The sequence below is a fragment of the Ruegeria sp. HKCCD3925 genome, assembly GCF_057221175.1.
In genome coordinates, this window is sequence record NZ_JBWVBI010000002.1 from 184,014 (window position 1) to 201,588 (window position 17,575).

A 17,575-nucleotide genomic window follows, 5' to 3' on the forward strand; every position below is an offset into this window, starting at 1 on the left:
GGGACAAACCAGTCTTACTTGATTAGCGGATAAATCTTCCCGAATCCTAAATGTGATCTCCTATCCAGCTGGTTTCTGCGTCGCAAAGAGCCGCCATTCTTGCAATAGCTCGGGCCGAGGCTTACCGTCGTCGCTCGGGCAATCGGCATTTGTCCCGGATCATACAGGCTCATCATGAGGCAGGGGAATGGAACCCACCCTATTTTCATTCATATGGAAGCATTCGAAAAAACAGCAATTGGTCCTGCTATTGCTGACCGTTTTGTCATTTCCGTTCCTTTACGCTTCGTTGGAGCTTCCTAAGCAGATCATCAATGACGCGATTGGTGCGCCCGCAGACACAGTAACGGTACTCGGTATCACCGTGACCCAGGTGCAGTACCTGCTGATTCTGTGCTTTGCCTTTTTGGCAACTGTCATCGCCAGTGGCGTGATGAAAATGCGCATCAATACCATGAAAGGCATTCTCGCTGAACGGATGTTGCGTCGCCTTCGCTTTACCTTGATCAGCCGCTCGATGCGCTTTCCCAAATCCTATTTCGCCACCACCAGCCAAGGTGAACTGGTATCGATGATCACGTCCGAGGCCGAACCCATGGGCGGGTTGATGGGAGATGCCATCGCGCAGCCCGTTTTTCAGTTCGGCCAGATGATGACGATCGTCACGTTTCTTTTCATGCAAAGCGTGTGGTTTGGTCTGGCCAGTATTGCATTGATCCCTTTGCAGGCTTGGCTGATTCCCAAATTGCAGCGTCAGATCAACCTTCTGAACAAGGATCGCATTCAGGAGGTCCGGCGGCTGAGCTCTGAGATTGGTGAAAGTGCTGCTGGTATCAGCGATCTGCGCACCAATGGCGGCTGGCGCTATCGTCTGGCGCAATTCAGCCATCGGCTAGGAACCTTGTTCGAGATCCGCTTCAAGATCTACAACAAGAAGTTCTTCATGAAATTCCTCAACAATCTGATTACTCAGATGACACCCTTCCTGTTCTATTCAGTGGGCGGCTATCTGGCGATCACGGGCGAGGTGACGGTGGGCGCATTGGTCGCCGCGTTGGGTGCATATAAAGACCTCAGCGGCCCTTGGAAGGATCTTCTGACCTACTACAACCAGGTACAGGACATGTCACTGCGCTGGGAAATTGTAACCGAACGATTTGCCCCATCGAATATGATACCCGAACAGTTGTTTGAGGGCGTCCCCGAGGCAATCCCGCACCTAACCGGCGATATCGAACTGCGCAACGTGACCGTTCGTGATGATGACGGCAAGACCATCCTTGAGGATATTGATCTTACCATTCCCCAAGGCGCTCGGGTTGCGATTCAGTCGAAACAAGCTTCGGAACGCAGTGCGCTTGCGCAGTTGCTGACGCGCGAAGTGCTGCCGGTTCAAGGCGAGGTTCTGATGGCTGGCCACAACCTCAACAGCCTGCATCAGGCGGTGATTGCGGCGCGGATCGGCTATGCCTATTCACGCCCTTACCTGTTCGACGGAACATTGGGTGATAACCTGCTAATGCCGCTGCGCACGCATCCTCAACACGAAAGTGGTGCATTGCAGGCCCCCTCACGCCGCCAGATCGAAGCCGTGCGCGCCGGGAACCCACCCGATTCACTGTCCGATGAATGGATCGATCCAAGCCTCGCGGGTCTTGATGACATCGAGGATATTCGCGATTGGTGGTTCCAGCTTGTCGAAGCGATGGGCATTGATGAATTTATGTTCCGGCGCACTTTGCGCTCTCAGTTCGACCCGGAAGTACACCCGGTGCTGGCGAAAGAAATAGTCGATCTGCGAGATACCGTTGCCACACGCCTGCAAGAGCGCGGGTTGGACAAGTATGTCTATCGGTTCGATCCTGACCAGTTCAATCCCGCCGTGCCCTTGGGCGGGAACCTGCTGTTCGCTTCACCGACGCATGATATCGCACCGGACATTCTGGCGGGGGACCACCGGTTTCTGTCGTTGCTTACGGGCAATGGCCTGGATGATGACGCGCTCAGCATCGCTCAGGCCGTTCTGGAAACCCTAAACCAGACTTTCGGGCGAGATGGGGCCGATCACCCGTTGTTCTTGCGGCTTGGCATGTCAAAAGACATGTACCACCGTCTGCTCGATATAGAAGAGCGCCGCAAAACCAAGGGCGAAGAAGCCATCGGCGATCAGGAACGTGCGCTGCTGTTGACCGTCCCATTCATGCTGACCGCTGAACAAATCGGCCCAAGTTTCCCTGAGGAGTACAAGGACAAAATCCTCTCCATTCGTCACAGTCAGGCCGAACGGCTGCGGGGCGCTATGGGTGCGATGTTCGTGCCGGTGGCACCGGACGTCTACGTTCCGCGCCTGACAGCAATGGAAAACGCTCTGTATGGTCGGGTATCCATCATGGCTGGTGCTCAAGCAGAAGAGATCGAAGATCTGGTCGCGGAGGTTCTGAACGAAGCCGGGCTGCGCCGAAGGGCCGCCGCGATCATCTACGACCTGCCGTCCGGGTTAGGTGGGAACAACCTTCCGACAGTGTTTCAGGAGCGTGCTGCCTTTTCTCGTGCCGGGATCAAACGCCCCGATATCCTGATACTCGACAAGGCACTGGCCAGCCACGACTCTGAAAGCCGCCTGCGAACCCGTCTGAAGCTGCGCGAGTTATTACCCGACTCGATTATGATCTTTATGGAGGATCATTTTGCCCATCCGGAAGCCTATGATTTATTTGTTGAAATAAAGGACGGTCGCATCGATGGTGTCTCACGCGTGTCCACCGATGCCGAAGACACCGGGACGGACGACCTGAGCCGGAAACTCAAGATCATTTCTTCGACCGAGTTGTTTTCACGAGTCGATGGGCGCAACCAGCGTCTTCTGGCGTTTTCGGCCCAATGGTACGAGGTCGCGGCAGGTCAAACCATTTTCGCACGTGGCCAGGCTCCCGATGCGGCGTATTTGTGTATTTCAGGTTCGGCGAGCCTGAATTGGCTGAATGAACACGGTGAAATGCGTTCGCTCTCGATAGTAGAACCCGGGCGCCTTATCGGCGATCTTGCGATTATCACCAATGAGCCGCGACAATTGGATTTGGTGGCCCTCACGGATTGCTCGTTCCTGCGGATCGGCGCGGAGGAATTGCGTGCTGTGATTGAAAGTGACGCGGGCGTTGCGATGAGGCTGCTTGAAACCGTGGCCGGATACCTGTCCACGGTGTCCGAGCGGTTGCGTGACCCCAACACCCCAATTGGGGATGACCTGCCTTCGGTAAGTGCTGAGCAATCCCATGAGCACTAATGAAAGGCGGGGTGCCTATTCAAGTCATCAGCAATTGCTAGGTGCCGCCCGCAGATATCCCGAGATATGGCGCTTGTTGGCTGGTCTTGCGCTGGTCTCAGTGGTTGTGGTCACGCTCAATGCAATCTTGTTCGCAATCGTTGCCAGTCTTGGCTCATCAGGATCGGCGGTCACATTCTTGAATGGATCGTCGCCAACAGCGCTCCTTATTGTGCTCTCCAGCTTTATTTTTGTCACTATTGGCGTGGCGTTGGGGGCACGACTATTTCAGCACCGGTCACTTGCCTCGGTCCTGGGCGAACAATCCATCGCAATCTGGCAGTTTTGGCGCGTTGTTCGCGCATTGCTTCTGCTGGGTGCAGTCATATTCATACTCCCCCCCTATGACCTTGGTGCACCATTGGTGGCGAATCTCGCGTTAAACAAATGGCTTTTGCTGCTTCCCTTATCCGCTGTTGCGGTGCTGATTCAGACCAGCGCCGAGGAAATCCTGTTCCGAGGCTATATGCAACAGGGCCTCGCCGCGCGGTTTCGGTCTCCGCTGATCTGGATGGGTCTGCCATCAATCTTGTTCGCAGCTGGCCACTACAGCCCCGCGACGGTCGGAGACAATGCGGTCTTGATTGCCATCTGGGCGCTGACATTTGGGCTTTTGACCGCCGATCTGACCGCGCGAGCGGGTACGCTGGGCCCCGCCATTGCGCTGCATTTTTTCAATAACATCGCGGCTCTGCTTGTCATTTCGCTTCCCGACAACCTTGGTGGCCTGGCCTTGTTCCATCTTCCTTATGAGGCATCGGACGCCGAAGCGTTGCGACCTTGGTTGCTAGTCGACTTTGCGCTGATGATCGTGGGGTGGCTCACCGCAAGATTGGTCCTCAGGCGCTGATTGCATTTCCCGGCATTGCGTCTTATTTGACGTCAACGCCGCATTATCAAGGTTCCGACATGAACTGGATCACAAACTACGTCCGCCCCCGGATCAATTCGATCTTCTCGCGCCGCGAAGTGCCCGAAAACCTTTGGCACAAGTGTGATGAGTGTGGAACCATGCTGTTCCACCGCGAATTGGCGGAAAACCAGAATGTCTGCACCCAGTGCGACCATCACATGGCAATCACGCCGCGCGATCGGTTCCAACATCTGTTTGATGGCGGTATTTTTTCCGAGGTTGATGTCCCGGCACCGAAAGACGATCCCCTGCAGTTTCGGGATCAGAAAAAATACCCTGACCGTATGAAGGCGGCCCAGAAAAAGACCGGCGAGAAAGAAGCGATGCTGGTCGCCGTTGGCGAAATCGGCCGTACCCCGATCGTGGCAGCCGCGCAGGATTTTTCGTTCATGGGCGGATCGATGGGCATGTATGTAGGCAATGCCATCATTGCTGCAGCACAGGAGGCTGTTAGGCTACAGCGGCCCCTGATCCTGTTTTCGGCAGCCGGCGGCGCGCGGATGCAGGAAGGCATTCTGAGCCTGATGCAAATGCCGCGTACGACGGTCGCAGTGGAGATGCTTAAAGAAGCAAACCTGCCCTATATTGTTGTCCTGACCCACCCGACTACAGGCGGCGTTACAGCCTCGTACGCGATGCTGGGTGACGTTCATATTTCGGAACCCAATGCCCTAATCTGTTTCGCCGGACCCCGTGTGATCGAACAGACCATTCGTGAGAAACTGCCCGAAGGATTCCAGCGCGCTGAATATCTGCTGGATCACGGGATGCTCGACCGAGTGACCAAACGCACCGAGATGCGGGATGAGCTGATCACCATCACCCGAATGCTGATGAAGCAGCCCCCTGCGGTCAAAGGCGACCTTCCTGCGCCCGAGCTGGAAGAAGCCCCAACCGAGGCACCCACCGAGGACGCGGTCGAAAAATGACCTCCCCATCTTCGGATGCCATCCTAGACCGGATGATGGCGCTGCACCCCAAGATCATCGACCTGACCTTGGACAGGGTATGGCGTTTGCTGGCGGCACTGGACAATCCTCAGGTTAAGCTGCCTCCAGTCATTCATATCGCTGGAACCAATGGCAAGGGCTCGACCCAGGCCATGATCCGGGCGGGGCTTGAAGGGGCAGGGCATGCGGTCCATGCTTATACCTCACCTCATCTGGCCCGGTTTCACGAGCGAATCCGACTGGCAGGTGAGCTGATTTCCGAACCCGAACTTACCGCCGTGTTGGATGAGTGTTACGCCGTAAATGGCGGTGAGAACATCACCTATTTTGAAATCACCACCTGCGCCGCGCTGCTGGCATTTTCCCGCACCAAAGCTGACTATACGCTGCTCGAAGTCGGGCTGGGCGGGCGGCTGGACGCCACCAACGTGATCGAACGGCCCGAGTTGACGGTCATCACCCCCGTCTCGATCGACCATGAGCAGTTCCTGGGCGACACTTTGGGCAAGATCGCCGCTGAAAAAGCCGGAATCATCAAGCCGGGCGTTCCCTGCATCGTCGGCCCGCAGCAGGATGAGGCGCTGGAAGTCATCGAATATACCGCAGCCCGTCTGGGCGCTCCGCTATTGGTCCACGGGCAGCACTGGCATGTTCATACTGAGAACGGTCGCCTTATTTATCAGGACGAAACCGGTTTGCGCGATCTGCCTATGCCAAACCTACTGGGTGCTCATCAGATCGAAAATGCAGGCGCGGCTCTGGCTGCGTTGCGCCACCTGCAAATGGGCGATGATGCCTACGAGGCCGCTGTGGCCAAGGCCGAATGGCCCGCGCGCATGCAGCGGCTAAAAATCGGTCCTCTGGTTGAGCAGGCCCCTCAAGCTGAGTTGTGGTTGGATGGCGGTCACAACGCGGCTGCAGGCACTGCTTTGGCCGAGGTTTTAGTGTCACTACCAGAACGTCCCACGCATTTGATTTGTGGTATGCTGAATACCAAAGATGTCACCGGTTATCTCGCGCCATTGGCCCAAAGGGCAGACAGCCTGACGGCCGTATCGATCCCGGGTGAGCAGAATACGCTGAGCGCGGACGAAACCGCCGCCGCTGCTGCTAAGGTGAATCTGGCCGCCACAACAGCAGACAGCGTCACAGACGCGCTCGCCGCAATCACCGCTCAAACCCCTGATGCACGCATTCTGATCTGCGGGTCGCTTTATCTTGCGGGAAACATCCTTAGAGAAAACGCCTGATCCTCCGCCTGATGAAAAAGATTCTGCGCCAGGGCAGCAGCCCCTATCTGCCCCAATCCTTGTCTTGCATCTCCCGCAGGCGCGAGGCCGTACGCTCAAACTCAAAAGTTCCTTCCCCTTCGACATAGAGCATCTCAGGCTCTGCGGCGGCGGAACAAATCAGCCGAACTTTCGCCTCATAAAGCGCATCGATCAGGGTGACGAAGCGCTTGGCCTCATTGAAATTATTGCGTGACAAACGCGGGATGTCTTCAAGAACCAATACCTTCAGTGCTTCTGCGATGGCCAGGTAGTCTCCCGGACCCAACATTCGTCCGCAGAGGTCATAAAACGAGGCCCGTGCAACGCCGTTGCGAAAGGCGGGCAGGACAACTTCGCGACCCTTCACCTGAAGGGCCAGCTCTTCTGCCGGTCCACCCGACAGATCATTCCAAACCCCACGAATCTTCTCCCGCGCTTCGGGCCCAATGGGGGTGAAGTAAACCGGCGAGCCTTCAAGTCGGTTCTGCCGGTAATCCGTGGGTGAAACCAACTCCCACACTTCCAGTTGCTCTTTGATGTGCTGTATGAAAGGCAGAAAAAGCTGCCGGTTCAACCCATCCTTATATAGATCATCCGGATGCCTGTTCGAAGTCGTAACGATAACGACACCACCCTTGTGGAGCAGATCGAACAACCGCCCCACGATCATCGCGTCGGTGATATCGATGATCTGCATCTCATCAAAGGCCAGCACCCGCGCCGATTTGATGACTGCATCGGCTACAGGGACCAGCGCGTCCTCAACGCCGTCTTCACGCGCCTTGTGCAGACCGGAATGGATTTCCTGCATGAACGCATGAAAATGCACCCGTCGAACTGGGATTTCACCTAATGTCTCGACAAACATGTCCATCAACATCGACTTGCCGCGCCCAACACCTCCCCAAAGATACAAACCCTTGGGTGGCGGCGGCGCTTTGCGGAAAAATCCACGCTTAACCGGTTCGGCCAAGGCTGCCCGAATGCGCTCAAACCGGGGCAGCACAGCCTCTTGCGCGTCGTCCCGGGTCAGTGTCCCATCAGCAATAAGATCTTCATAGTGCGAAATTAGAACCGTCATGAGTTGAGCCATACCGATCGCTTCGTGGGTTGAAAAGAAACCTTTTTTCCAGACACATCAATTTTGCTGAACTGGCGTCACAAAACTCCTGAATTGACGCGCCGAGTTGTACCGCTAACGTCTGCTGGAACCAATCTTCGGAGCCTTAATGTCGCAATCCACCCGTTTGCTGAACCCGATCCTGATCGTCGGCTGCATCGTAATTACAGTCAGTTTTGCTGTACGCGCCTCTTTTGGTGTGTTCCAGATACCGATTGCGGATGAGTTCGGCTGGCTACGCAGCGATTTTTCGATGGCGATCGCCATACAAAACCTGGCTTGGGGGATCGGCCAGCCGATCTTTGGTGCCATAGCGGAAAAGATAGGTGATCGGCGCGCCATCGTTCTGGGCGCTCTGACCTATATGGCGGGAATGGTCCTGACGGCATGGTCCGTTACCCCGTTTGAACATCAGATGTATGCCTGGCTCGTGGGTTTCGGGATCGCTGGGACGGGGTTTGGCGTGGTCCTTGCGGTCGTAGGTCGTGCCTCGTCGGATGCGAACCGCTCGATGTCATTGGCGATTGTCACCGCAGCGGGCAGTTTCGGGCAAGTCATTGGCGCACCCACAGCAGAGTGGTTTCTGACCTTCTTACCCTGGCAACAAGTGTTCCTGATCTTTGCAGTGGCTATCCTTGCATTGATCCTGACATTGCCATTCATGCGCGCGCCTCAGCCCATCAGCAGGACGGAGCTAGAGGAGAGTATGGGGCAGATCCTGTCCAAGGCATTCCGCGACCCGTCTTATTCGCTGATTGCGATCGGCTTTTTCAGTTGTGGCTATCAACTGGGCTTTGTCACAGCCCATTTCCCCGCCTTCGTCACCGAGATGTGCGGCCCGATCCAACCCGGAGGCGTCTTACATTCGATGGGGATCACCACAACTTCAGCCTTGGGGGCGATTGCGATTTCGTTGATTGGGTTGGCCAATATCGGCGGAACCCTTTTGGCCGGATGGGCTGGAAATCACTTTCCGAAGAAGTACCTGCTCGCGGCGGTTTACACCGGCCGAACGCTTGCCGCAGGTGCCTTCATCGTGTTCCCAATCACGCCCTTGTCCGTGATCGCATTCTCGCTTGTGATGGGGTCGCTCTGGTTGGCGACCGTACCGCTAACATCTGGCCTTGTCGCACATCTCTATGGCCTGCGGTACATGGGCACGCTCTACGGGATCGTATTCCTGAGCCATCAGATCGGCAGTTTTCTGGGCATCTGGTTAGGCGGGCGCATGTACGACCAATTCGGTGATTACACCATGGTTTGGTGGATCGGCGTCGCTATCGGAGCGTTCAGCGCCATCATTCACCTGCCCATCCGCGAAAATCGCTCACCAACCGGCGTGACAGCCTGAGCTATGCGGCCTCTTCAGCGGTCAGCAGCCCCTCAGAAACCAATCGATCCGCCCAACCCTGCGGATCGATGAAGTGATGCGTTTGCCATCCGCGCGCCCTTGCTGTTTCGATATTCTCGATCCTGTCATCTGCAAACAAAAGCGCCGAGGGAGGGATGCCGCAATCGGCCTCAACCATTTCGTAAATTGGCATATGAGGTTTGACCGTCTTCATCCGACCCGAGACGTATTGACGATCAAACTCATTCAGAAACGGATAAACAGTAGTGGCATAGTCAAAATTCTGAACCCCAAAATTCGTCAGGGCAAAGACCGGGATCTTCTTGGTCCGCAACGCGCGCAGCAGTCGCGCTGAATGTGGGATCTCGGGCGCGGCCAGTTCGATCCAGTTGTCATGCCACATTCGGATTTCATCGCGCCATTCCGGGTACTTGTCCGCCCAATTGTAAATCGTATCCGTGAAATGATGGCCCTGATCTACCAGATCATTCATCCCATGCAGATCGACCTCGTCAAACATGGCGCGACGACGATCCTCGCCGATTACCCGATCATAATAGCGCTCGGGCTGCCACTCGATTAGCACATTTCCGATGTCAAAGATGACGGCTTCAACGGCCATGACTTAATCCCATACCAGTTCAATCACAACGACTGAACCAATCGCAGGTCAGAGATGCAAGCGCCAACCGCAGCGCGGCACGCGCTGCCCAGCCCATCGGAAGGATATGCATCTTTGATGCGTCTCTGACCGGCAGGAGCACTACCTGCGAAGGGCAGCGCGTATCTCGCGCTCAAGCGCATCTAGAAAACGCGACCGGTCGGCTTTGCCAAATGGTTTTCCTCCGCCACCTGTCCCCAGCGGGTTTGCCGCGCGAAGGTCCGCCATCAGATCGCGCATTGCCAATTGCTGACCGATATTGGCCGCAGTGAAAGCCTCACCACTGGGCCGAAGCACGCGTGCTTCGGCTTCAATACACTTGGCGGCCAGCGGTATATCAGAGGTAACGACAATATCGCCGGTGCCGCAGCGTTCGGCAATCCACTTATCCGCCTCATCTGCTCCCGAGGCGACGATCACTACCTGCACCAACGGGTTGGCAGAAGGGCGTAGCCCTCCGTTTGAGACCAGAACCATCGGCACCTTGTGCCGGGTTGCCACCCGTTCAGCCTCGGCCTTGACCGGGCAGGCATCACCGTCGATGTATAGCGTCGTCACGCCTCTTTGACCTTTGGCGCTGACTTTGCCTTTGGGGTCGATTTGCGCACCTTGAATTCGTCCGGAATTGGCATCCGGTTAAAGGCATCCAGCCCCGCGATTTTGTAAGCTTCGGCAAGGGTCGGATAGTTGAACGTGTTCTGCACGAAGTAGTCCACCGTGCCTTTCAGGTTCAGCACCGCCTGCGCAATATGGATCAGCTCGGTTGCCCCTTCGCCAACGATTTGCACACCTAGAACCCGCCGGGTCTTGAGCGAAAATAGCATTTTCAGCATGCCATGCTCCAACCCCATGATGTGCCCGCGTGAGGTTTCGCGGAAACGGGCCACGCCCACTTCGTAGGGAATACCACGCTCCTGCAGTTCTTCCTCGGACATCCCGCAGGTTGAGATTTCGGGGACCGAGTAGATCCCATACGGATACCAGGGGCTTTCCGGCAGGGTTGGAGTCTCCAGCGCATGACAGGCCGCGACCCGCCCTTGTTGCAACGAAGTTGAGGCCAACGACGGATGCCCGATGACGTCTCCGGTGGCATAGATATGCGGCGCCGAGGTCTGATAGGTCTTGCGGTCCACACTGATACGATCGCGATGATCCGTTTCAATGCCAACCGTATCCAGGTTCAGCGCCGAGGTTGCCCCCATCCGCCCGGCTGCAAACAGCAGCATCTCGGCCCGGACGTGCCGCCCATTGTCCAGCGTGATCTCAACATGGCTACTGGCGTCTTCTATTTTCTCGACGGCTGCACCCAACCGCAGATCGACGCCATTTTCACGGATCTGATGTGTGAAATCGTGGATCAGTGTCTTGTCGATGAAATCCAGAAACGTCTCGCGCGGTTCGATCAACGTCACCCGGACATCAAGCGCCGAGAACATGGTTGCATATTCAACGCCGATCACGCCCGCACCGATCACGCAGAGCGAACGCGGGATTTCCTCCATCTCAAGGAAATCATCCCCATCGACGACAGTTTTGCCATTGAAAGGCACGTAATCTGGCCGGTAGGTCTTGGTGCCGGTGGCGATCAGGAATTTGGCTGCTGTCAGACGCGTGGATTCGCCTGCATCCGTAGCCACCTCGATCTCGTGTGGCCCCGTGAACGTCGCCAACCCGTTCAGCGTTTCAACATGGTTGCGGTTGAACTGATGCTCCAGCACATCGACCTCGTGATCGAGTGTCATGTGCAGCCGTGCTTTCAGATCCTCTGCGCTGATCTGATCCTTGACCCGGTAAGAACGCCCGTAAAAACTGCGCTCGCGCCAGCCTGACAGGTTCAGCACCGTCTCTCGCAAGGTTTTCGATGGGATCGTGCCGGTATGTACCGAAACGCCACCAAAACGGTCTTTGCGGTCAATCACCAGCACCCGGCGTTGCAATTTGCCTGCCTGAATCGCCGCTGCCCGGCCTGAAGGGCCCGAGCCGATGATGATCAGGTCATAGTCATATTTGCTCATGCCTCAGTCCCCATACAGCGCTTCGGCGTGGAAGGTGATGTGATCCTCCATAAAGGTGGACACGAAATAGTAGGAATGGTCATAGCCGGGCTGCAGTCGGTAAGTGGCCTGCTGGCGACGCTCGGCAATTGCCTGCGCCAGTGCCTCCGGGCGCAACAGATCCATAAACTGATCGTTTGCACCGGTGTCGATCAGGATCGGTCCGTCAAAGCCTGTGCTTTTCATCATCGCCGACGCGTCATGCTTGGCCCATGCGGTCTCATCATCGCCCAGATACGCGCTGAGTTGCTTGCGGCCCCAATCCGCCCCCATGGGGTTCGAGATCGGCGAGAAGGCCGAAACAGAGCGGTAACGCCCGGGCAGGTTCATCGCCAGCGTCAATGCGCCATGCCCACCCATCGAATGTCCTGTGATGGCCTGACGATCAGGATCAATCGCAAAGTTCTTGGCCAGAAGGGCCGGCAACTCTTCGGCAACATAATCCCACATGTTGAAGTGAGGCGTCCAAGGGCCTTGCGTGGCATTGACATAGAACCCTGCACCTTGGCCAAGGTCATAGTCCTCGTGATCCGCCACACCTTCGCCGCGTGGCGAGGTATCGGGGAATACCAGAGCAATGCCTTGTTCGGCCGCCCAGCCCTGGGCACCCGCCTTCGTCATGGCATTTTCATGGGTGCAGGTCAGGCCCGACAGGTACCACAGAACAGGAACGGGGCCGTCCTTGGCTTCGGCTGGAAGAAACAGGCCAAATGTCATATCACATTTGCAGGCCGAGGAAGCATGGCGATAAACGCCCTGCACACCACCAAAACAGGCATTTTCCGAAAGGGTTTCCATCAAGCTGATCCTTACGTTGTTTCCGGGCCATGGCTACCGGTCTGCAGCGTCGGCGTAAAGTGCAGCCACCTCTGGAAAGCTCATTTTTCGAAAAGGTGAAGATCAGAATCCGCTGACCCATCCTATCGCCAGCGGGACGGTCAGAATGCTGGCGATGGTAGATAACAGGATGGCAGCAGATGCCCGTTGCGGGGCCACACCGTAGTGCGCGGCCAGCATGTAAACATTGCCTGCAACTGGTAAAGACGCCGCCGCGATTGCGACCATCGCAGGGAATGAGGCAACCGGGATCAGCCAAATCACCATAAGTGCCACGAAAAACGGATGCAGCACCAGTTTGCAAAAACTCAACCAGCCCGCGATCTGGATGCGCTCGGCCGATTTGTCTGCCAGTGACGCCCCGATGGCAAACAGCGCCCCCGGCGTAGCCGCACCGCCCAGAATTGTCAGAAAATCATTAAGCGGGGCTGGTACAGGCACCTCTAACGCAGACCAGATCAATCCGGCGGAGATTGACAAGATCATGGGGTTTCTCAGCAGGCCAATCCCGATCAGGCGCATCGTCCCCAGGCTGAGCCGACCATCGCGGCCACCGTTGATCAGAATCACGATCAATGAGGAAAACACAACCAGATCAACTGTCAGCACCAACATCACGGGACCAATGGCGGCTTCGGAGAATAACAGCGCAAGCATGGGCAGGCCCAGAAACCCAACATTGCCAATAGCAGCACATTGCGCCTCGACCGCGGCGGTGGGGATGTCCAGCCCTCGGAGATAAGCGATAGCCGTCGCCAGCGCATAGACGCCAGCAGTGCCGATCAGATACCCGATCACCAGCCGACCGTTGAAAATTTCGGCAAAGGGCAGGGTGGCGGCAAACCGAAATAGCATAGCCGACAAAGCAAAGAAAAACACGAACTTGGTTAGATATGCTGTCGCCTCGGGAGGGAAAAACCGGCTGCGTCCGGCCCAGAACCCCAGGCCGATGATTGCGAAAAAGGGGAGAGTGCGCAGAAATATCTCGACCATGGCAACGTGTTAACATGGCTGGTCTGGCTCGCAAGGTTGACGCACGGTCGGCGGTACGATTGAAGCCGTAACGTTGTGCCAAAACCGCTATCGGAGTGAAAAGCGTTGAAACTGAACCGAACGGTTTATAGTGTTGCAGGATATCGCAATCCGGAGACACCATGACCCAAGCCGCCACCATCCTGCGTACAGGCCGTAAATTCGACCAGGTGTTACGTGGGGCCCGAGAGGTTTTCATGGCGGATGGGTTTGAAGGTGCAAGCGTCGATGACATCGCGCGTGCGGCGGGTGTTTCGAAGGCAACGCTATACAGCTATTTCCCCGACAAGCGACTGTTGTTCACCGAGGTTGCCCAGACCGAATGTCGCCTGATGTCCGAGCGCATCCTGTCGATGATCGATGAGACCAAGCCAGCCCGCGAGGTGCTGACGATAGCAGCCACTCAGCTTACGGCTTTTCTCGTCTCGGACTTCGCGCAACAGGTCTTTCGCATATGTGTGGCCGAGCGCGACCGATTCCCCGAGCTTGGTAAAGCGTTTTATGAAGCAGGACCGAGGAACGGCCAACGCCAGATGGCCGAATATTTGACCAAGGCGGTTAGCAAAGGTGAGTTGGCGGTTGAAGACGTCAACATCGCGGCCGAGCAGTTTTCTGAACTGTGCAAAGTCCGACTATGGGGCCGCGCGGCGTTCGGTATCCAAAATCGATTTGACCAGAACGAAATCGACGAGGTCGCATTGCAGGCCGTCGACATGTTTATGGCCCGCTACGGCGTTTGAACTGCGTAAGTTCGCCAGCGATAAGTCACATTGATGGTAAGAAGTCGTGTTGGTGCGGGTGGAGGGACTTGAACCCCCACGCCTTGCGGCGCCAGAACCTAAATCTGGTGCGTCTACCAATTTCGCCACACCCGCAACCCGATGCCGAAGCACCGCGACGACGCGCTGAATAGCAAAGCTTTTGAATGAGTGCGAGAGGTAAAATCAAGCGAGAGGGCAGTTTATTATCGTCTCGCTGGAAACAATCTTTTGCCCAAGTAAGTTTAACCAGAACTCGCATGTGCCAAATGTTAAAGAACGTGCCTTGGACAGTGAGAATGCGGTTTGGCCAGTCTTTTCAGCACGAACAGTGCTCAGGTGCTGGTTTTGGTCGTAATTTCACCTGTGTGAAGGCCCGTTTTCTGGTCCTTCTTTTTGTTTCCATTTAGCGAACATTTATCGCAATTTTTCTCTTTATCTTAAACTCGCATACGTTGAGTCGCTCAGAGATTGCTTTGTGTGGGGCACATTTCAAAAAAGTGTAACTTGAGGTGAGTGGTTTCGTATCGAATTTCAATCAGAGGTTCCTTCGATCACAGAAATAGAAATTAATTCTATATATTTCAAAAAAGTAAGAAGCAGCATGTAAATCCTTGACGCCACGGAACCTCGGACTTTTTAACAAGCAATCAAAGCCATAAAAACTTGGACAACTCGTCAACGTCGTGGCTTACACTCTCATAGGTTGAGGTTTTTCTATGAGACGCCATCATAATTGTGCCACATTTCAAACGCCAAAATATCCTATTCGCGTCAAAATAACACCGCGGTAATCGTAATTGATTGGGCGCAGGAGTTAATGAGTCTTTTTGCCTTCTGGCACCGTGCGAGTTTCTGCTCAACTCCAGAACAAGGGTCTCTGTCGTGACCAACCAGATCAAATCCGTTGCTTCCGAGCAAGACGCTGTCAGCCTTGCGCGTGAAAGCTTTATTGGCGAACTGAAAACCCTGAACCGTCAGCACCCTGGCACAGGATTCGGCGTCGCTCTCCGTACGCATTCGGGCAATCGCTACTTGCTGGCTAATGCCCGCATGCCGCTGCCTGCCAACAAAACAGATGATTTTCCGACCGGACGCCGTGTGGCTTGTTTGGAAAATGGTGAAGGCTTCAGTTCAATCGAAGTTCTGGCTGATTCTTTCGCATATGAATCGATTTCACCGCGAACCGAGGCCGCAATCCTCGGCAACGCGCTGGACCTGATCGCACGAATCGACACGCTTGCAAGCCTGCCTGACGGGGCAGGGAACCACATCGCTGCAACTGGTACCGGAGGCTGACCATGGCGCGTAACGACCACCTTCTGTCTGTCGGAAACGAGTCCCTGTCTGAGATGACAGAGGCAATGACTTCGTTGACGACACAGATCGACCAATTGACAGAGGTGGCGGATGCGCGGTCTTCCGCACGGCTGGCTGCGCTCAAGACCAAAATGGAGAATTTTACCGCCAGCGTCACGATGGTGGGGCAGGTGAAGGCCGGCAAATCCTCAATCGTGAACATATTGGCCGGGCGGCCAAATCTTTTGCCTTCGGATGTGAACCCGTGGACCTCGGTGGTTACAACGCTGAACATCAACACCCGCACAGAAGGCGACACCCGTTCCAAATTCACATTCTTCGAGCAGGAAGAATGGGATAATCTGATGGTTGGCGGCGGTCGTCTGGGCGAGTTGGCCAATCGAGCCGGTGCCGATGATGAGATGGACGATATTCGCCGTCAAATCGGCGAGATGAAGGCCAAATCAGAAGAGCGGCTTGGGAAGCACTTTGACCTGATTCTTGGTCAGAGCCACCAGTATGATTACTTCGATGATGAACTGATACAGCGGTATGTGTGCCTCGGGGATGAGGATGACCCGGATATCGACCCCAAGACGGGTCGTTTCGCCGATGTGACCAAATCGGCCGAGCTGTTCATGGATATCCCGCAATATCCGATCTCGCTCAAGCTCTGCGATACCCCAGGTGTGAATGATACCTTTATGGTGCGCGAACAAATCACCCTACGCAGCCTGCGTGGATCAGAGGTGTGTGTTGTTGTTTTGGCTGCCAGCCAGGCGCTGACCACGATGGACATGGCGCTAATGCGGATCATCGCGCAGTTCGAGAACCGCCAGATCATCCTGTTCGTGAACCGCATCGATGAATTGTCGGACCCGGTCAATCAAGTGCCTGAGATACGTGATCGTATTCAAGACACACTGAAACAGAACAACATAGACGCCAACACCAGCGTTGTTTTTGGCAGCGCTCTGTGGGCCGAGGCTGCGCTGACCGGAAACCCGGACATTCTAACTGAGGAATCGCGCGAGGCGTTGAACACCTTCTATCTGGCGGCTGGATTTGGCGATCAGGCTGCATCGCTGGATAAGATCTGGGCGCTATCAGGATTGCCTGATCTGCTGCTCGCCATGAATGAGCGTATCGCTGAGGGTGCAGGAACGCGTCTTTTGGATCGCGTTCGCCATCGGGCGCGCAACATCGCCAGCCAGATCCGGGCTACTGCAGTGGCCAAGACGCTGTCAAACTCCGACGGTATCGTTCGGGATCTGGACGGTGCGTCGCCCGAAGAAGCGATCGCAAAGGTTTCGGCTGAGTACGAAAAGAAAGCCTCGGAACTGACAACCAAGCTGCGCGACAAGGTATTAGAGCGACTTGCGTCCGCAGAAGCAAATTTTGTCAAACGTGCGACGGATTCTCTGATCTCACATCTGGAACAGAATGGTGAGCAGGGTACATGGCAATATGATCCAGCAGGTCTGCGCACCTTGCAGAAGGCGGCATATTTCAGCTTTGCCCGATCCATGCGTAAGGATGCCGGTGCTCTGTATTCGGCTGCTGCAGCGGACGTGGAGGCACTGTATCAGAAGCTGCTGGGCAACCACTTGGGTGAATTCAACATTGAAGCTCCGATCGTGCCGCGTGTACCCCCGCCATTAGGGATTGGCCGCACAATCGCACTGGACCTGCAGAGCACATGGTGGCGACGTTGGTGGCAACGCCGCAAAGGGTTCGAAGCCTATGCCGCAGATTATACGCGACTGATCGCGTCCGAGGCGAACTCGATCACCAAAGACATCGAGGAAAACCAGATCGCCGCAGTCCTAGAGAACGTGCGGGCCACGTTGACCGACTTTATTGCCGAACAGAAGGACACGCTGCTCAGCATCTCGCAATCGCCTGAAAGGGCTGCGGCCCAGATGGCCGAGCAGAAGCCGCAGAAATCACGTGACGATATTCTGGGCGATATCCTGAAAGACCTTAGTAACGAAGCAGCATAAGAAG

General features: G+C 55.7%; 14 protein-coding genes and 1 tRNA gene. 8 read left to right on the top strand and 7 right to left on the bottom strand.

All coding sequences use genetic code 11. The features are described 5' to 3' along the window. The first annotated feature begins 187 nt into the window (after positions 1–187). From AC2TEM_RS05835 to AC2TEM_RS05850, 4 genes are read left to right on the top strand one after another with little or no spacing between them, the layout of a single operon-like run. Positions 188–3,283 (top strand): ABC transporter transmembrane domain-containing protein, encoded by a 3,096-nt coding sequence (locus tag AC2TEM_RS05835; protein ID WP_170422717.1) that lies wholly within the window; start codon positions 188–190, stop codon positions 3,281–3,283. After that, the gene (locus AC2TEM_RS05840) at positions 3,273–4,172 is read left to right on the top strand and encodes a type II CAAX endopeptidase family protein (protein ID WP_170422718.1); all 900 of its coding nucleotides are present in this window, start codon (positions 3,273–3,275) and stop codon (positions 4,170–4,172) included. Before AC2TEM_RS05835 ends, AC2TEM_RS05840 begins: the two co-directional genes overlap by 11 nt. 59 nt (positions 4,173–4,231) lie before the next feature. Further along, on the top strand, positions 4,232–5,164 hold the full coding sequence (accD, locus tag AC2TEM_RS05845) for an acetyl-CoA carboxylase, carboxyltransferase subunit beta (protein ID WP_170407259.1): 933 nt from the start codon (positions 4,232–4,234) through the stop codon (positions 5,162–5,164). Then, entirely contained in the window at positions 5,161–6,435 is a 1,275-nt protein-coding gene (locus AC2TEM_RS05850) for a bifunctional folylpolyglutamate synthase/dihydrofolate synthase (protein ID WP_170407262.1), read from the top strand. The genes accD and AC2TEM_RS05850 overlap by 4 nt, the downstream gene beginning before the upstream one ends. Before the next feature lie 43 nt (positions 6,436–6,478). On the opposite strand, the gene zapE is transcribed toward AC2TEM_RS05850, so the two are convergent. Continuing rightward, positions 6,479–7,537 (bottom strand): cell division protein ZapE, encoded by a 1,059-nt coding sequence (zapE, locus tag AC2TEM_RS05855; protein ID WP_170422720.1) that lies wholly within the window; start codon positions 7,535–7,537, stop codon positions 6,479–6,481. Between the two features lie 148 nt (positions 7,538–7,685). On the opposite strand from zapE, the gene AC2TEM_RS05860 reads away from it, so the two are divergent. Further along, positions 7,686–8,927, top strand: a complete 1,242-nt coding sequence (locus tag AC2TEM_RS05860) for an MFS transporter (protein ID WP_170422722.1) — start codon at positions 7,686–7,688, stop codon at positions 8,925–8,927. Between the two features lies 1 nt (position 8,928). Here the strand turns inward: AC2TEM_RS05860 and AC2TEM_RS05865 are convergent, their stop codons facing one another. The 5 genes from AC2TEM_RS05865 to AC2TEM_RS05885 form a co-directional block, all read right to left on the bottom strand. Further along, on the bottom strand, positions 8,929–9,549 hold the full coding sequence (locus tag AC2TEM_RS05865; RefSeq protein WP_170422724.1) for an HAD family hydrolase: 621 nt from the start codon (positions 9,547–9,549) through the stop codon (positions 8,929–8,931). A 141-nt stretch (positions 9,550–9,690) separates the two neighbouring features. Further along, entirely contained in the window at positions 9,691–10,146 is a 456-nt protein-coding gene (locus AC2TEM_RS05870; RefSeq protein WP_170393941.1) for a YaiI/YqxD family protein, read from the bottom strand. Next, positions 10,143–11,603, bottom strand: coding sequence for a Si-specific NAD(P)(+) transhydrogenase (gene sthA, locus AC2TEM_RS05875; protein ID WP_170407278.1), 1,461 nt, complete (start codon positions 11,601–11,603; stop codon positions 10,143–10,145). The genes AC2TEM_RS05870 and sthA overlap by 4 nt, the downstream gene beginning before the upstream one ends. A 3-nt stretch (positions 11,604–11,606) precedes the next feature. Next, positions 11,607–12,440, bottom strand: coding sequence for an S-formylglutathione hydrolase (fghA, locus tag AC2TEM_RS05880; RefSeq protein ID WP_170422726.1), 834 nt, complete (start codon positions 12,438–12,440; stop codon positions 11,607–11,609). 102 nt (positions 12,441–12,542) lie between these two features. After that, positions 12,543–13,472 (bottom strand): AEC family transporter, encoded by a 930-nt coding sequence (locus AC2TEM_RS05885; RefSeq protein ID WP_170393935.1) that lies wholly within the window; start codon positions 13,470–13,472, stop codon positions 12,543–12,545. 161 nt (positions 13,473–13,633) lie between these two features. On the opposite strand from AC2TEM_RS05885, the gene AC2TEM_RS05890 reads away from it, so the two are divergent. Beyond that, positions 13,634–14,251, top strand: a complete 618-nt coding sequence (locus tag AC2TEM_RS05890) for a TetR/AcrR family transcriptional regulator (RefSeq protein WP_170407287.1) — start codon at positions 13,634–13,636, stop codon at positions 14,249–14,251. Positions 14,252–14,301: 50 nt separating this feature from the next. Here AC2TEM_RS05890 and AC2TEM_RS05895 read toward each other — a convergent pair. Then, positions 14,302–14,386 (bottom strand) — tRNA-Leu (locus AC2TEM_RS05895). Between the two features lie 768 nt (positions 14,387–15,154). On the opposite strand from AC2TEM_RS05895, the gene AC2TEM_RS05900 reads away from it, so the two are divergent. Continuing rightward, complete coding sequence (locus tag AC2TEM_RS05900; RefSeq protein WP_170393931.1) at positions 15,155–15,568, top strand: hypothetical protein; 414 nt, start codon at positions 15,155–15,157, stop codon at positions 15,566–15,568. Positions 15,569–15,570: 2 nt separating this feature from the next. After that, positions 15,571–17,571, top strand: coding sequence for a dynamin family protein (locus AC2TEM_RS05905; protein ID WP_170393929.1), 2,001 nt, complete (start codon positions 15,571–15,573; stop codon positions 17,569–17,571). The last annotated feature ends 4 nt before the right edge of the window (positions 17,572–17,575 follow it).